This is a genomic window from Mesorhizobium sp. NZP2077 (genome assembly GCF_013170805.1).
GTDB lineage: Bacteria > Pseudomonadota > Alphaproteobacteria > Rhizobiales > Rhizobiaceae > Mesorhizobium.
Genome location: NZ_CP051293.1, coordinates 4,861,955 through 4,877,857, shown reverse-complemented (window position 1 = coordinate 4,877,857; position 15,903 = coordinate 4,861,955). Strand labels below are relative to the sequence as shown.

Below are 15,903 nucleotides of genomic sequence, written 5' to 3'. Positions count from 1 at the left end.
CTTTTTCAGCCGCGGTATTCGAAGTCGCCGTCGTAGAATTGCGGACCTTCGTTCAGGGTGATGATTTCCATTACCGGTCCCGCGAAGCTGAGATTCATGTCGTGGCGCTCCTTCACCATCAGTTCGGTGAAGGCCCAGACCAGCGCGTCCAGCCTGTCAGGCGAGTAGCCAGCGCGCGCCCGGTCGAAGTCGCTGGCAAAGCTGGAAAGCTGGTCTTCAAGGGCCGGGAAGGCGCCGACGTGGGAAATCTTGCCTTGCTCGTACAGCGCGCTGACAGGTTCGGCCCGTACCGCCTTGCCGCGGCTGGCATGAACCAGCTTCACGGGCACGCGCGGATCGACCATGCGAAGCGTTGCTTCGACCATGTCGCCGCCCTGGTTTTTCTCGGCCACGACACGATCAGCGCGGTGCTTTTCGTACAAGTCGACCGCCTTCGTTGCCCATTCCTGGGGTGCATAGCGGCCCGAACCATCGTCGAGCACATAGCCGCGCCCATCCTGGCCCAAGCCGGCCACGATGATGCCGGTTTCGTCCGAACCTTCTTTGTTGCTGATCGCAGGGTCGACGGCGACCACGACGCGCATCAACTGCGGAGCGCTTTCCACGCGGTCGCGATCAAACCAGCTCCGTTGCCACAACGCGCCGGCAACGTCTTCGAGCATTTCCCCGTCAAGTTCCTGCCGGCCAAGTCGCGTGCCGCCGTAGCGGTCTTCTATGGCCTTCAGGAACGTAGGAGCGAGATTGCTGGCGTTGTCCTTGGTCTTTCCTCGGGTGATGACGACATCCTTGCCGGCCCGAGCAATGAGATCCTTCAAAAGCTTGCTCGGCTTCGGCGTCGTAGTCGCGATCGCTCGGGGCCGCGCACCAAGGCGCAAGCCGAATTGCAACTGATCCCAACAAGCTTGCGGATAGCGCCAGGCGCCGATCTCATCACACCAAGCCGCCTCGTGTTGTGGTCCTCTCAGTCGCTCCGGCTCGTCAGCCGAGTAGCAGGTTGCAACGGCACCGTTTGGCCATGTGAGCCTGCGAAGCGCGGGTTGATAGTCGGGCCTGTTCCAACTCGGCGCGGTTGCGATGATGCCGGATTCGCCCTCAACCATGACGTCGCGAACGTCGGCCGCCGTTGGCCCGACAAGAGCGAGGCGCGACACACCGGCGGCGATCTGCTCGTGAGACCACTCAGACCCACAGCGCGTTTTGCCAAAGCCCCTGCCGGCAATGACGAGCCACACCGCCCAATCACCATGAGGCGCGACCTGTTCAGGCCGGGCCTTCATCCGCCAGCTTTCGGCCAGCGATTTGGCAAGCGCGCTGGCGAGGCTAGGCTGCATGGGCATGGTAGCCCTCCGGCGGCAGCGTGAGCGTGTCTGGCGCCGGCATTGGCGTGGAAGCCTCAAGATCCTGCAGCGCAGCCACAACAGCGGCCATCGCCTCAGGATGCGGCTGCAGCGCCTTGATTAGCGCGGCCTGCACCAGAGCGAAGGCCGGTGAAGCCATGAAGTTGATTTGCGTGTTGTGGATGGTGCGAGGACCGAAGCCCTTGAGCTGGCCGGTGATCTCGCCGATCTGGCGCAAGCACAGCAGCGCCTTGCCGGACACAGCAGCCAAGCCGTGGCGATCGTTCGTTGCTGCGGCCAAGCGGACTTGCTGGAGCAATGCGCTGCGGATCAGGGCCAGGTAATCGAGCAACGAGATGCCCTCGGCTGCGGCCCGCTCTGCGGCTTCCTGCAGCGGCACGTCGGCCAGCATCATGGCCTTTTCGTCTTCGCTGACGTGCTCACGGCAATGCCGCCACACCGCATCGCGGCCACCGGAGCCAAGCGCGAACTTCTCAGCGATGCTGTCCAGCGACATGCCGGCCAGGCGAAGCATCTCGATCCGCATCCGCTCGGGATGCTTGCAGATCTGGCAGCGAGACGTTTTCAAGATCGCTTTGGAGCGCATGGGTTCCTGCCTGGTTGAAGCGCGACGCGGTTACAACGAATGCTTGCGAAAAACCGTCTGACTAGGATTGCATACCTATCATGGAATGCTGCGTCGGCGCAACATTCTCGCGACACGTTTCATATTTCGCATATTTATCAATGACTTGATGTATGACTAGCGGATATATAATCCGCGTATCGCAGACATCCTGAAGCGCTCAAGCACTTGCGACGAGAGCGGAAGCACCGTTGCGCGGGCGCTGACAGCCGGCCCCTCGCGCGCGGCGTTAGCGCTGACGGAAGACGCGGGGCCTGAGGCCCCACACCCCCGACCAACTTCGTTGGCCCTGTGAGTGTCAAGCTGCGGTGTCTGGTCCGCCCTGGTAAAGCAGGGAAGGATTGACGGTGCGAGCAACGGCTGCGGAATATCGACGGATTTCCAGATCGACTTTCCGGCATGGAATACCGACGGCGCGAAGCTCGGTCCGCAGCGCCTTGACATGGGCATTCCAGAACTTGCGCCCGGCGATGTAGTCGAGGGTGCCGAGCTGGTGCGCAGTTGCCCTGACCATCATGGCGCGGCGATCGACTGGGAATGCCACGACCTGGCCCGCGTCCTTCGGTGCTTGCTTGAAAAGGTCCAGTTGCGTCATGCGTCACCCGAGCAAGATGTGGCTGTATTAGCGGGACCACTGTGGCCCCACATGCGAGGGGATGCGAGCAAGGTCCACGCGGGACCACAGTGGTCCGGCAGACCATGGCCACCATGCGGGACCACTGTGGTCCTCACGGGTCTGCCTCCCGCATCGTTATTCCTGGCGCAAACGTCTTCGGTAGCGATAGGCGAAGGGTCCGAACTTCGTTGATCCCGCCGCCCGGGATCTTGTGCCGGCGCCGCGTTCCGATGAACAGACCAAGCCCCTCATAGAGGCCGATCTCACGGGAAATGGTCTTGATCGAGCAGCCGCCGCCCATCTTGGCAAATTCCAGATTGGTGCCACTGATGGTGCCCGTCTTCATGTTGAGATACTGGCGGACGAAGGCAAGCAGGCGAAAGCTGACATTCTCGGCGTGCACGATCTGCAGGGCACAATGGTGCCAGTCGGCGAAAGCGTCCTCGCATTCCTTGATGGTCTTTCCCCACGTCATGTGGATCGAGCCAGAAGTGCAGCGCGGGATCTTCTTTCGCTTGCCCGTCCACCGCGGATTTTTCACATCGGCGCCAGGGATGAAGGTCGACGGCTGCATGGTCACGCGGCGCGCGCTCTGATCAGTTGGGCCTCGCGAATGGCCGCGCATACCTCAACTGCTGAGAGCCCGAACATTTCCCGCATTGCTGGCACGAGCGGCGCCGGCCGCTGCCGTGGTGGAGTTGTGGCCAACCATTGCGCGGCCTGGTCGATCGCCGCGGTGTGGGAGTGCTCGGGCGCGGTGAGGGCGGCAGTCATGCTACATCCTCGCCGATGAAGAAAGCGCGCAACTTGCCACGCTCGGCCACCCACTTGGTGCCGACCTTCTTTGCCGGCAGCAGGCCAGCCTCAAGCATGTAGAATGTCTGCCTAGGCTTCTGGTTGATCTCTTTTCCGATGTTCTCGGCACCCCACACGAGGTCGATGCTTTGGGCTTCGTTGTCGTTGATCAAGTACGTTCTCCGTTCTTAAGATAGCAAAAAAGGGAGGCTATTTCTCTATTTTCGAGACGAAAGGGTTCACCAAAAACACCAGCACCGATGTGGGCACGACATCTTGAGCTACAAAACTGCCGCCCTTCGTTATCAGCGCTCCAAGATCTGCGTGGCGGTCCTGGAAATACTCGCTGGTGCCGACGTGATTGACGTCGATCAAGGCTATTTCGAATTCATGGCCAAAGCGCCGAAGCAGCATGTAGACCATGCTTTCATCTTGAATGGCTCTCTCAAGCAATTCCCAGCGCCAGGCTGCGGCACCTTCGTCGCGGATGGAGTCGGCAATTCCGATCAGAAAGCCGATGCTCATCTGGTAGTCGGCAAAGGGCTTCAGAAGACAAGCTATAAGGGCTTCCCGCCGGCTGAACCGCCGATGAGTGCCTGTGCCTGCGCGCTCGGTTTCGTCATCGGCTTTTATGGCGCCAGCCTCTGCCCATAGCTGGATAGTCCGACGCTTTGCGCCGACGATCCTGGTCAGATCAGCCAAGGTGTATTCGAGTTGCAAAACGGCGCTCCAATCAAGTACGCATTACGTACTCTGAATTTACGTTGGCTGTCAATGACGCGCATTAGCTGCCATCAATTGACAAGCGGATTGTTTGCGACATAATGCAACATGGTTCCGTTCATTACGGGCGGCTACGCAAAAGAGGTAAGTGTCATGTCAGTTCGCAAGCGCAAGTGGACAACGGCAAAGGGCGTCGAGAAGGAGGCCTGGGTCGTCGACTATGTGGACGGGCAGGGCACCCGTCGGCTCAAGACCTTCGACAAAAAGAAGGATGCCGACGCATGGGAGGCAAAGACCACGGTCTCGATAGACGAGGGGACACACGTCGCCGATCGCGCTACCGTCAGCGTGAAGGAGGCCGGCGTCTATTGGCTCGAGGATGGTACGGCCGCCGGGCTGGAGCGCACAACGCTCGACCAGCGCCGCCAGCACCTCAACGAGCATATCGAACCTTTTCTGGGCAATCTGCGCTTGTCGAAGCTCAGCATCCCCGTGGTGCGCCAGTTTCAGGATCGACTCCGCACCGAGGCGCACGGCACCAAGAACCAGGTTTGTAGCGCCGACATGATCAAGCGCGTCACCGTCAGCCTCGGCTCGCTTCTGGCCGATTCGCAAGAGCGCGGGCTCGTCGCTCGCAACGTCGTTCATGACATGTCGACACGGCGGAAGCGCAAGAAGAATGGCGACCGCAAGCCTAAGCTGAAGGTCGGCGTCGACATACCGTCACCGGCTGAGATCCGGCTCATTCTGGAGAATAGCAAGGGTTGGCATCGGCCGCTTATTATCACCGCCATCTTCACCGGGCTGCGCTCGTCTGAATTGCGCGGCCTGCGGTGGATCGATGTGGATCTGAAGGCGGGCGAGCTGCATGTGCGCCAGCGCGCCGACAAATACCACGCCAAGAAATATATCGACGAAGGCTATAACCCGATCGGCCTTCCTAAGTCTGAGGCCGGCGAAGATCGGACGATTCCGCTGGCGCCGATGGTCGTCAACACGCTGCGGGAGTGGAAGCTAAAATGCCCGAAGGGCCAGCTTGATCTGGTTTTCCCGAACGGCGAGGGAAACATCGAGTTTCACGCCAACATCGTGACACGGGGCTTGCACCCGCCGCAGATCGAGGCCGGCTTGACGGTTCCCGCGCTCGACGCGAGCGGTAAGCCTAAGCTCGACAAGAAGGGCGAGCCCGTCTTGGCCGCGAAGTACACCGGCCTGCATGCGCTTCGGCATTTCTATGCCAGTTGGCTGATCAATCCCAAGGAGGCCGGCGGGCAGGGGAAGGACATCAAGACGGTGCAGGCCCGCATGGGTCATTCCAGCATCGTGATGACGGCCGATACCTACGGCCATCTGTTCCCGAGCACCAACGATCAGGAGGCCTTGGCAGTGGCCGAAAAGGCATTGCTCGGAGCTTGACGCGACACAAACGCGACATGGAGGCTCGATGGTGGGATTCAGGTATCGCTAAGTGCTTGATTTTGTTTGGCTGGGGAACCTGGATTCGAACCAGGACTAACGGAGTCAGAGTCCGTGGGTCTACCGTTAACCTATTCCCCAGCAGGCGCAGTCATGGACCGCGCGGGCCGAACGGCTGAGCCGCTTGAGCGCTGCCTTGTAGCCGCCAGCGGAAAATAGTCAAGCCTGGTCTGCGGTTCAATCGTTACGTTTTGACGGCCGGTTTCAGACGCCGGGTTTCATATGGCGCGCTGGCACGAGCACAAAGCCCAGTCCGCGCCTCAGCTCTCGGTCCGGCTGAATTGCGAGCGTTCGAAGAACAGCACCACGCCGAGGCCCAGAATCAGCGGGATGATGAGATAAAACAGCCGGAACACCAGCAGCGCGGCCAGCACGCCGACCTGGTCCATGTCGGAAAGCCCGGCGAGGAACACCACCTCGAACACCCCAAGCCCGCCCGGCGCATGCGAGAGCTGGGCGACCGAGAAGGAAACGAGGAAGACGCCGAGCACGACGAAATAGCCGGGATTGTGCACCTCGGGCAGGGCGAAGAAGATGATCGCGGCGGCGGCAAGCAGTTCGATCGGGCCGATCAGCAGCTGCCGGGCGACGATCGGCAGCGCCGGATAATGCAGCTGAAAGCTGGCGATCTTCAGTGGCTTGAGATGCAGCGCGCTGCCGAAGATGTAAGCGCCGATGATGATCAGCATGGCAAGGCCGGCGGCGATCGCCAGCCCGTGATGCGGGGCGCCCGAGAAACGGTCGACGATTTGCGGCTCCAGCACCAGCACCAGACCGCCGGCCAGGAGACTGGACAGCACGAAGGTGATCCAACAGATCGCCACCAGCACGCCGACATCCGGGCCGGTCAGGCCTCTGGTGCCGTAGGCGCGGTAGCGGATGACGGCGCCGGAGAAAACCGAGCCGCCGATATTGTGCGACAGCGCGTAGGTGGTGAAGGAACACAGCGTCACGAACAGCCATGACACACGCTTGCCGATATGCAGCAGCGCGATATGGTCGTAGCCGGCAAGTGCTGCATAGGCGATGACGGAACTCAGCCCCGCCAGCACCCAGCCTCGCGCCGGAATGGCGGCAAGCCCGTCCCAGACATCGTCGATCGAGATGCCGCGCAGTTCGTGCCAAAGCAACAGCAGCGAGAAGATCACCGCGGCGAAGCCGACGACCGGCCAAAAATAGCGTCTCCAGTTCATTGCCTGACTGCCATGCGTTGCGTGTCCGCTTCCTTTTCTCTTGGTGGTGGGAGGCCGGCTCTCCGGATTCCTCCGTTCATTTCAGAAATGCCTCATTGAAGCCGGCTATTCAACCGCGAACACTTGTCGCGCCGGCCGCCGGCAAGGTCCGCCAGCACCGAAAGCGGCGTAAGGGCACCGGCAAGCAGTGAGGGCATCGGCTTCGACCGGACATTCCGACTGCGTTGCGCTACCAACCCAGCCTTGCGGGTACATTACGCAGCGCGCGAAAAGCCGGTTCACGCCCATCCGGCAAAATTCAGCATGCGGCTCTTGGTGATCGGGCACGGCACTGTTACTCTGGCACCAACTTGAAACATGCCAAAGCGCCTGCTGCGTCCTTCATCGGTTCGCGCGGCGCCGGAAGGAACGACAGTGGAAGACCGCGACACCGGCGCAGGCGCGTCGGAGGTGGGCGCGTCCAGCGCTTCCCCAGGGCCATCAGGCTCGGGGACAGCCGGTTGGCAGCAACGCCGTCCGACGGAGCCGCGCTCCGCCGACGGCCAGGCGGCCGACGCGACGCATCACCAGAAGGGCAAGCCCAAGAAGCGGCGCAAGCGAAGGCGCGGGCGCAAGGTTTTTGCGCGCGAAGAAGCTCATCCCCAGGACAATCGATCTCCGGTGCAAGGCAAAGGTGCTGGCCCGGCTTTGGAGCCGAAGCAGCCGGCGGCGCCGGCGATTTCGCCCGCCGCTCATACGCCTCGCCCCGAGCAGGGCGCCCGCCGGCCGCCGGTGCATGAGCTTCCCGTCTTCGCGGCCCTCGATCTCGGCACCAACAATTGCCGGCTGCTGGTCGCCGTTCCAACACGGCATGGCCAGTTCCGCGTCATCGATGCCTTTTCGCGCATCGTCAGGCTGGGCGAGGGGCTCACCGCCAGTGGACGGCTCGGTCAACCGGCGATGGATCGCGCCGTGGAGGCGCTGAAAATCTGCGGCGACAAATTGCGCAGTCGCAAGATCAGGAAAGCCAGGCTGATCGCCACGGAAGCCTGCCGTTCGGCCGAAAACGGCGTCGAATTTCTCGAACGCGTCGAGCGCGAGGCAGGCCTGAAGCTCGAGATCATCGACCGCCAGACCGAAGCGCGGCTGGCGGTTTCCGGCTGCGGCTCGCTGGTCGAGCGTGATACGCAAGGCGTCGTCCTGTTCGATATCGGCGGCGGCTCTTCCGAAATCGCGCTGATCGACCTCACCGGCCGCCGCTCGCCGCGGCTTGCCAACCATATCGTCTCGTGGACGTCGCTGCCGGTCGGCGTCGTCTCCTTGGCCGAGCGCTTTGGCGGCCGCACGGTGACGCGCGAGATCTTCACCGCTATGGTCGATGATGTCGCCGGCAGGCTGGCCACTTTCGATGGCCGCGACCGCCTGAGCCACCTGAAGGCCAGCCCGAATTTTCATCTGCTCGGCACGTCCGGCACGGTGACGACGCTGGCCGGCGTCCACCTCGATCTCGAACGTTACGACCGGCGTCGGGTTGACGGGCTGTGGATGGACCGCGACAGCGTCGACCGCATGGTCGAGAGGCTGGTCGGCTGGGATTTCCAGCAGCGCTGCGCCAACCCTTGCATCGGTGCGGACCGCGCCGATCTGGTGCTGGCCGGCTGTGCTATCCTCGAAGCGATCCGTGCGGTCTGGCCGTCGGAGCGACTGCGTGTCGCCGACCGTGGCCTGCGCGAAGGCATATTGAGCGAGCTGATGGCCGATGACGGCGTCTGGCGCAATGATGGGCGTGGCAGGGCGTAGAGATCATGCTCAAGCAAGAAATCAGGCAATGACCAAGAAACCGGAAAAACCAGGCTCGGCCAGCATTCGCGTGCTGAAGACGCGGATCAAGAAGAAGAGCGGCCTGAAGGAATCGTCGCGCCGCTGGCTGCAGCGCCACATCAACGATCCCTATGTCCAGCGCTCGAAGGCCGACGGCTATCGCTCGCGCGCGGCCTACAAGCTGATCGAGATCGACGACAAGCACCATTTGCTCAAACCCGGCATGAAGGTGATCGATCTGGGAGCCGCCCCCGGCGGTTGGTGTCAGGTCGCGGCCGCGCGCACGAAATCGACGGCGGAAAATCCGCATGTCATCGGCATCGATTATCTCGAAATGGATGCCGTGCCCGGCGCGCCGGTGCTGTTGATGGATTTCCTGGACGCGGATGCGCCGCGCAAACTAGCCGAGGCGCTGGGTGGTGACCCGGATGTCGTGTTGTCCGACATGGCCGCACCAACCACCGGCCACAAGCGGACCGACCATATCCGCACCATGCATCTGTGCGAGGTGGCGGCCGATTTCGCGCTGTCCGTCCTGAAGCCGGGCGGCCATTTCCTCGCCAAGACTTTTCAGGGCGGCGCGGAGAACGAGCTGCTCTCGATGCTCAAGAAGAATTTCCGCTCGGTGCACCACGTCAAGCCGCCGGCATCGAGGGATGAGTCGGTGGAGCTGTATCTGTTGGCCAAAGACTTTAAGGGGCGAGAGTCCGGTTCGCCGCCAGGCGGATCGGAACGTCCAGTGGACGAAGGACTCGAGCGCCCGGAGCGATAGCGAAGGGCCGGGGGATGCCGAAGACTGATCGGCCTACCTAGTGCGACGGCGGCCTCACTCCCCCGGCGATCTCGCCGGTTCCAGTGTCTTGGGCGTGGTCAGCCGGCCATGACCCGACACGGCGTTGCCGGCATCGGGCGCCAGCCGCATGAACGACAGCGATGCCGCCGCTGACACCGCCGCGACGATGAAGAAGGCGATATGGAAATCGCTCAGCGCCAGCGGGCCGCCATGGATCGAGGTCGAGACTTCCAGAATGCCGCCTGCGAGTGCCACACCGAGCGCGATCGAGAGCTGCTGGAACGCCGCGGTGATCGGCGTTGCCTTGCTGGTGTCTTCGGCCGACACCTCGGCATAGGACAGCGCGTTGACGCCGGTGAAGAACATCGAGCGGATGAAGCCACCGACCAGCAATATGGCGAGCATCAGGACGTAAGGCGTTTCGGGGGTGAAAAGGCCGTAGATGGCGATCGATGCGGCGGCGACCAGCGAGCCGCTGATCAGCACGCGGCGGAAGCCGGCAAGGCGAAAAATCAGTGCTGTCACGAACTTCATGCCGATGGCGCCGATCGCCGAGACGAAGGTGATCATGCCGGACTGGAACGGCGTCAGCCCGAAGCCGATCTGGAACATCAGCGGCAGCAGGAACGGCACCGCCCCGATGCCGATGCGAAACAGCGAGCCGCCAAGCACCGAGGAGCGGAACACCTGGTTGCGGAACAGTTCGAGCGCTAGCAGCGGATTTCTGGCGCGGCGGGCGTGCAGCAGGTAGAGCGCGCCCGACAGCAGCCCGACGGCCACGGTGATCAGCCCGGTCGCCGGCGGCAGATAGGGCAGGGAGACCACCGACAGGCCGAACACGACGCCGGATGCCGCGAGCCCGCTCAGCACGAAGCCGATGAAATCGAGCGGCGGCGTCTCCATCGATTCGGTTTCCGGCAGGAAGCGTGTGGCCAGCCAGATGCCGATCAGGCCGATCGGCACGTTGATCAGGAAGATCCAGTGCCAGGTGAAATAGGTGGTGATGAAGCCGCCGATCGGCGGGCCGACGAGCGGTCCGACCAGTGCGGGAACGGTCAGCCACGACATGGCCGCGACCAGTTCGCTCTTGGGCGTGGCGCGCACCAGAACCAGGCGCCCGACCGGTGTCATCATGGCGCCGCCAATGCCTTGCAGGAAGCGTGAAACCACGAAAGCAGGCAGCGAACCTGACAGGGCGCAAGCGATCGAACCAACGATGAAGACCGCGATCGCGGCACGAAAAATGTTCTTGGCGCCAAAACGGTCGGCCATCCAGCCGCTGATCGGAATGAAGATCGCCAGCGAGACGAGATAGGCGGTCAGCGCCAGCTTGAGCGCGATCGGGCTGGTATGGATGTCGATGGCGATCGCCGGCAGCGATGTCGCGATGACGGTCGAATCCATGTTTTCCATGAAAAGGGCGACCGCCAGGATGAGCGGGATGGTGCGGTTCAAGGAACGCGTCCAGACTTGAATGTTGCATTGCCGATTGCATGTCGGCCTTGGAGCGGGCGGTTACCATGCCTTCGGGTGGATGTCGCATTAATTTGCTGTCACTTTTGTGCGACTGGCAACCCTGGGTGGCATCTTTTCGGAAAAGGTCACCTTTCCGGGAGCGTGAAATCATCGGCTTTTCATCCGCGCCGCGACGTGTTACCAGCCAGCGCCAATCCTGAAAGGGAAGAACGAGTCGGCGCTGTCCATCCCGGTCCAGCGCTTTTTCCGCATTCTAAAGGGCTGGCCATGGCAAAAATCATCGAAACGTCCACCGGCGCACTTGCGCTGACCTTCGACGACGTGCTTTTGCAGCCGGGTCATTCCGAAGTCATGCCTGGCGAAACCGATGTCCGCACCCGCATTGCCGGCGACATCGATCTCAACGTTCCGATCCTCTCCGCCGCGATGGACACCGTCACCGAGGCGCGTCTTGCCATCGCCATGGCCCAGGCCGGCGGCATCGGCGTCATCCATCGCAATTTCTCCCCGGCCGAACAGGCCGAGCAGGTGCGGCAGGTCAAGAAATTCGAGTCCGGCATGGTGATCAATCCCGTCACCATCGGCCCGGACGCCACCCTTGCCGACGCGCTGTCGCTGATGCGCACCTATTCGATCTCGGGCATTCCGGTGGTCGAGAATGGCGGTACCGGCGGCCAGAAGATCGGTCGGCTGGTCGGCATCCTGACCAACCGCGACGTGCGCTTTGCCTCCGACCCGGCGCAGAAGGTCTACGAATTGATGACCCGTGAGAACCTGATCACGGTCAAGGAGAATGTCGACCAGGACGAGGCCAAGCGGCTTCTGCACCAGCACCGCATCGAAAAGCTCGTTGTTGTCGATAAGTCGGGCAATTGCGTCGGCCTGATCACGGTCAAGGATATCGAGAAGTCGCAGCTCAACCCGCACGCGACCAAGGACGCGCAGGGCCGCCTGCGCGCGGCTGCCGCCACCAGCGTCGGCGATGACGGCTTCGAGCGCGCCGAGCGTTTGATCGATGCCGGCGTCGACCTTCTGGTCATCGACACCGCGCACGGCCACTCGCAGCGCGTGCTGGACGCGGTCACGCGCGCCAAGAAACTGTCCAATTCGGTTCGCATCCTGGCCGGTAACGTCGCCACCGCAGAGGGTACGCAGGCGCTGATCGACGCCGGCGCCGACGCCGTCAAGGTCGGCATCGGCCCGGGTTCCATCTGCACCACCCGCATCGTCGCCGGCGTCGGCGTGCCGCAGCTCTCAGCCATCATGTCGGCGGTCGAGACGGCGCACAAATCGGGTGTGTCGGTGATTGCCGACGGCGGCATAAAATATTCAGGCGATCTCGCCAAGGCGCTCGCCGCAGGCGCCAGCGCCGCCATGATCGGCTCGCTGCTGGCCGGTACCGACGAGAGCCCGGGTGAGGTCTATCTGCACCAGGGCCGCTCGTTCAAGGCCTATCGTGGTATGGGTTCGGTCGGCGCCATGGCGCGCGGCTCGGCCGATCGCTACTTCCAGGCCGAGGTGCGCGACACGCTGAAACTGGTGCCGGAAGGCATTGAAGGCCAGGTTCCCTACAAAGGACCTGTGTCTGGCGTGCTGCATCAGCTTGCAGGCGGGCTAAAAGCCGCTATGGGTTATGTCGGTGGCCGCGACCTTGCCGATTTCCGTGAACGCGCCACCTTTGTGCGCATATCCAACGCCGGACTTCGTGAAAGCCACGCCCATGACGTCACGATTACCCGCGAAAGCCCGAACTATCCCGGCGGAGCCTGAACAATACGGGCTCGGGCGGAGCCTGACCGCGACGATCCTGCGGCTGTCGCGGCACGTCGGTGCGCTGTGTTTCCTGTCGGCGGCGGTTTTCATCGCCATGACGTTGCTGGAATTCTTCTATTTTCGTCAATTGAGCGGCGGCTTGCCGTCGCTCGATATGCGTTATCTCGGCTTCACGCCAGACGAAGGCATGGCCTGGCTGACGGCGCTCGGCCGGCGCGGCGGCGAGATCATCCTGGTCTGGCACTATCTGACTTTCGATCTCCTGTTCCCGGCGCTGCTGTCGCTGACATTGGTCAGCCTGATCCTGGCCGCCGGCCGGCGCTTGAAGAATTTCCGCGTGCTTCCCGGGCAGATGCAGTCGATCTTTGCGCTGGTGCTGGTGCTGCCCTACACGCTTGCCGACTATGCCCAGAACATCGCGGTGGCACGGCTTCTATCCGATTTCCTGTCGGCCAACCCGGATTCGCTGTCTTTGGCTTCCGCGCTGATCGTCACCAAATTCGCGCTTCTCGCCATCCCGCTGCTCGTCATCGCCGCTTTCTGGCTGATTGGCCAGAGACGTCAGGCTTGATGCCGGACACGGCAGGGGACATGTCATGAACCAGACCACGATCTTCTGGCCTGTTCTGGCGCAAGTTCTGCTGGTCTATATCGTTTACATCGTGATGGGCCGGCGCCGGTTCGTTGCGGTGAAGTCCGGCGAGGCCAAGGTCGGCCAGTTCAAGGCGCGTTCGACCGAGCCCGCATCCAGCGTCACCGTTGCCGCCAATCTCTGCAACCAGTTCGAACTGCCGGTGCTTTTCTACGTGCTGTGCCTGACGCTTCACGTCACCAACGGCGTCAACTATCTGACCCTGGCGCTGATGTGGATTTTCGTCCTGACGCGCTATTTCCATGCGTGGGTCCACCTGACCAGCAACAATCTGCGGCTTCGCAGCCGCTCTTTCTTCGCAGGTGCTGTGGTGCTGGCGCTGGCCTGGATCTGGTTCGCGCTGCATCTGCTTGGCGCGGTCTGAGACAGGCTACGCGGCGGTTGCCGTCCTCGACATCAAGCGTGCCGCACGGATTTCGATCCTACGTCGAAATCTATGCTCGACCGACCATGCGATGAACGCAGCCATGGCGACCACGATGCAGAACGCTATGCCGATCCGGAGATACGGGGAACCGATCCACGTAGCCAGCCATCGTATGAACGCGACACCGACATTCTGATGCAGAAGATACAGCGGATAGCTGATCAAGCCGATATAGCTGACGCTTCGCCAGATCTTGATATCGCGCAGCTGGACCCCGATGACACCAAGAATTGAAAGCGCGATGACCCAGGCACTGAATGCTGAGCCGCCCCACAGCTTGATGAACCAGGCACCCGGCCATCACGACCATCTGTACAGCCCGGGTCGATCGCCTCGCCGCGATGCCCATCAAAAAGAACAGGCTGTAGGGGAAGAAAAAATATGGCGTGGCGATGCCCTTGAAGGGATAGATCAAGGCCTGATGGTCTCTCCACAATCCTGAAAACTGCGCAATTGCGCCCAGAACGGTAAAGCCGGTGAAAACGGCGAGGACGCGATTTGGCCAGAGATAGAAGATGAGGCCGAACACAAAATAGAATTTTGCTTCCTCGAGCAGCGACCAGTAGGCGCCGTCGACAAGCGGCGTCGGAACAAAAAGGGTTACCCAGCTTGCGTTTTTCAGGCCATCGAGCGCTGAAACCTCTCTGCCTGGAAGACCCAAGGCCGCAACCACGACAAGCGTGATTGCGATACAGGCGATGAGCGCCGGCTCTAGCCGCGTAAATCTCTGCAGCCAGAACATCCACACGGTTCCAGCCCGCTCGGCTGTCATCGCGATGCAGTAGCCGCTGATAATAAAAAAGAGGAAGACACCAACCACCCCTTGCCACGGCAACTCCATCTGGTGATCGAACCGGATGTAGTCGGGAGGAAAGCGAGACGTATAGTGGAAGATCAGAACCAGCATCACGGCGATTGCACGCAAGGCGTCAATCGCCTCGTATCGCCGGTTCTCGTCCTGATCCGAACCCATCGGCCAGAAAGCCCCTACAGATCGAACACCGCAATCTTGCGTTTGTCGAACTTGATGCCGATCTCGCCGCGCACCAACTTCAGGGCCGCTTCGCCGAACACGGCGCGCCGCCAGCCCTGCAGCGCCGGCACATCGGCCTCCTCGCCTTCGGCCGCGATACGGTCGATGTCATCGCTGGAGGCCAGCACCTTCGAGGCCACGCCCTGTTTTTCGGCGACGATCCGCAGCAGCACTTTCAATAGCTCCGCCGCCGCGCTTGAACCTTCCGGCGGCTGAAAATTCTTCGGCAGCTTCGGCATCTCCTCCTTGGGCAAGGCAAGTGCGGTATTGACCGCGCCAAGCAGGGCCGTCGCCGTCGACGAGCGCTCCCAGCCTTTTGGCGTGGTGCGCAGCTTGGCAAGGGCCGCCGCATCGCGCGGTGCCTGCTGCGCCACTTCGTAGATCGCATCGTCCTTGAGCACGCGGCCGCGCGGCACGTCGCGTTCCCTGGCCTCGCGTTCACGCCATGCCGCCACGGTCTGGACGATCGCCAGTTCCTGCGGCTTGCGCAGCCGCATCTTCAGCCGCTTCCAGGCGTCTTCGGGGTGCGGATCGTAGGTCTCGCGCGAGGTCAGCACATCCATCTCTTCGTTCAGCCAATGGGCGCGGTTTTCCCGCTCCAGTTCAGCGCTGAGGTGCTGATAGACCTCGATCAGATGGGTGACATCGGCCAGCGCGTAGTCGAGCTGCTTGTCGGAAAGCGGCCGGTGGCGCCAGTCGGTGAAGCGCGACGATTTGTCGAGCCGCGCGCCGGTGATACGTTGCACGAGCTGGTCGTAGGAAACGCTATCGCCAAAGCCGCAGACCATCGCCGCGACCTGCGTATCGAACACCGGGTGCGGAACGAGATCGCCGAGATGGACGATGATTTCGATGTCCTGCCTTGCGGCATGGAAGACCTTGACCACCGCTTCATTGGCCATCAGCCTGAAGAAGGGCTTAAGGTTGATATCCGGCGACAGCGGATCGATCAGTGCCGTCACGCCAGGAGCGGCCATCTGGATCAGGCACAGGATCGGCCAGAAGGTCGTTTCGCGGATGAATTCGGTGTCGACGGTGACGAAATCCGACTTTTCGAAAGCGGCGAGAACGGTCTCGAGTTCTTTCTGGGTGGTGATGACGTGCATCAAATCGCTTTTGGCAGGAGTAAGGTCTTCCTAGATTTCAGCCGGGAAGGCTTTCGT

17 protein-coding genes and 1 tRNA gene are annotated in these 15,903 nt (G+C 62.0%); 6 read left to right on the top strand and 12 right to left on the bottom strand.

Going from position 1 to position 15,903, the window contains the following annotated elements; genetic code table 11:
• Positions 1–5: 5 nt before the first annotated feature.
• The 7 genes from HGP13_RS24480 to HGP13_RS24455 all read right to left on the bottom strand — a co-directional run bounded on the left by HGP13_RS24480 (position 6) and on the right by HGP13_RS24455 (position 4,114).
• Positions 6–1,337 carry a terminase family protein gene (locus HGP13_RS24480; protein WP_246707109.1) on the bottom strand — a complete coding sequence of 444 codons (1,332 nt, stop codon included), beginning with the start codon at positions 1,335–1,337 and terminating at the stop codon, positions 6–8.
• Positions 1,321–1,944: a hypothetical protein gene (locus tag HGP13_RS24475; RefSeq protein ID WP_172229762.1), complete on the bottom strand. Its 624-nt coding sequence runs from the start codon at positions 1,942–1,944 to the stop codon at positions 1,321–1,323. Before HGP13_RS24475 ends, HGP13_RS24480 begins: the two co-directional genes overlap by 17 nt.
• 337 nt (positions 1,945–2,281) lie before the next feature.
• On the bottom strand, positions 2,282–2,578 hold the full coding sequence (locus HGP13_RS24470; protein ID WP_172229760.1) for a DUF6074 family protein: 297 nt from the start codon (positions 2,576–2,578) through the stop codon (positions 2,282–2,284).
• Between the two features lie 133 nt (positions 2,579–2,711).
• Positions 2,712–3,074 (bottom strand): hypothetical protein, encoded by a 363-nt coding sequence (locus HGP13_RS24465; RefSeq protein WP_172229758.1) that lies wholly within the window; start codon positions 3,072–3,074, stop codon positions 2,712–2,714.
• A gap of 101 nt (positions 3,075–3,175) precedes the next feature.
• Positions 3,176–3,373 carry a hypothetical protein gene (locus HGP13_RS38045; protein ID WP_246707108.1) on the bottom strand — a complete coding sequence of 66 codons (198 nt, stop codon included), beginning with the start codon at positions 3,371–3,373 and terminating at the stop codon, positions 3,176–3,178.
• Positions 3,370–3,567: a DNA-binding protein gene (locus HGP13_RS24460; RefSeq protein ID WP_246707107.1), complete on the bottom strand. Its 198-nt coding sequence runs from the start codon at positions 3,565–3,567 to the stop codon at positions 3,370–3,372. The genes HGP13_RS38045 and HGP13_RS24460 overlap by 4 nt, the downstream gene beginning before the upstream one ends.
• A gap of 37 nt (positions 3,568–3,604) precedes the next feature.
• The gene (locus HGP13_RS24455; RefSeq protein ID WP_172229756.1) at positions 3,605–4,114 is read right to left on the bottom strand and encodes a hypothetical protein; all 510 of its coding nucleotides are present in this window, start codon (positions 4,112–4,114) and stop codon (positions 3,605–3,607) included.
• A gap of 156 nt (positions 4,115–4,270) precedes the next feature.
• On the opposite strand from HGP13_RS24455, the gene HGP13_RS24450 reads away from it, so the two are divergent.
• Positions 4,271–5,533: a site-specific integrase gene (locus tag HGP13_RS24450; RefSeq protein ID WP_172229754.1), complete on the top strand. Its 1,263-nt coding sequence runs from the start codon at positions 4,271–4,273 to the stop codon at positions 5,531–5,533.
• Between the two features lie 67 nt (positions 5,534–5,600).
• Here HGP13_RS24450 and HGP13_RS24445 read toward each other — a convergent pair.
• Positions 5,601–5,674 (bottom strand) — tRNA-Gln (locus tag HGP13_RS24445).
• 179 nt (positions 5,675–5,853) lie between these two features.
• Positions 5,854–6,786: a lysylphosphatidylglycerol synthase domain-containing protein gene (locus tag HGP13_RS24440; protein WP_172229752.1), complete on the bottom strand. Its 933-nt coding sequence runs from the start codon at positions 6,784–6,786 to the stop codon at positions 5,854–5,856.
• A gap of 414 nt (positions 6,787–7,200) precedes the next feature.
• Between HGP13_RS24440 and HGP13_RS24435 the strand changes: the two genes are divergently transcribed.
• Positions 7,201–8,565 carry a Ppx/GppA phosphatase family protein gene (locus HGP13_RS24435; protein WP_172229750.1) on the top strand — a complete coding sequence of 455 codons (1,365 nt, stop codon included), beginning with the start codon at positions 7,201–7,203 and terminating at the stop codon, positions 8,563–8,565.
• Positions 8,566–8,593: 28 nt separating this feature from the next.
• Positions 8,594–9,358, top strand: a complete 765-nt coding sequence (locus tag HGP13_RS24430) for an RlmE family RNA methyltransferase (protein ID WP_246707106.1) — start codon at positions 8,594–8,596, stop codon at positions 9,356–9,358.
• Between the two features lie 54 nt (positions 9,359–9,412).
• Here HGP13_RS24430 and HGP13_RS24425 read toward each other — a convergent pair whose 3' ends face one another.
• Complete coding sequence (locus HGP13_RS24425) at positions 9,413–10,834, bottom strand: MFS transporter (RefSeq protein WP_172229748.1); 1,422 nt, start codon at positions 10,832–10,834, stop codon at positions 9,413–9,415.
• Positions 10,835–11,122: 288 nt separating this feature from the next.
• Between HGP13_RS24425 and guaB the strand changes: the two genes are divergently transcribed.
• The 3 genes from guaB to HGP13_RS24410 are packed head-to-tail and all read left to right on the top strand — an operon-like array spanning position 11,123 to position 13,644.
• Positions 11,123–12,625, top strand: coding sequence for an IMP dehydrogenase (guaB, locus tag HGP13_RS24420; RefSeq protein WP_172229746.1), 1,503 nt, complete (start codon positions 11,123–11,125; stop codon positions 12,623–12,625).
• Positions 12,576–13,199 (top strand): hypothetical protein, encoded by a 624-nt coding sequence (locus HGP13_RS24415; protein WP_246707105.1) that lies wholly within the window; start codon positions 12,576–12,578, stop codon positions 13,197–13,199. The genes guaB and HGP13_RS24415 overlap by 50 nt, the downstream gene beginning before the upstream one ends.
• Before the next feature lie 25 nt (positions 13,200–13,224).
• The gene (locus tag HGP13_RS24410) at positions 13,225–13,644 is read left to right on the top strand and encodes an MAPEG family protein (protein WP_172229743.1); all 420 of its coding nucleotides are present in this window, start codon (positions 13,225–13,227) and stop codon (positions 13,642–13,644) included.
• A gap of 70 nt (positions 13,645–13,714) precedes the next feature.
• Here the strand turns inward: HGP13_RS24410 and HGP13_RS24405 are convergent, their stop codons facing one another.
• Positions 13,715–14,680, bottom strand: coding sequence for an acyltransferase (locus tag HGP13_RS24405; protein WP_246707104.1), 966 nt, complete (start codon positions 14,678–14,680; stop codon positions 13,715–13,717).
• A gap of 14 nt (positions 14,681–14,694) precedes the next feature.
• On the bottom strand, positions 14,695–15,846 hold the full coding sequence (rnd, locus tag HGP13_RS24400; protein WP_172229741.1) for a ribonuclease D: 1,152 nt from the start codon (positions 15,844–15,846) through the stop codon (positions 14,695–14,697).
• Positions 15,847–15,903: the final 57 nt, after the last annotated feature.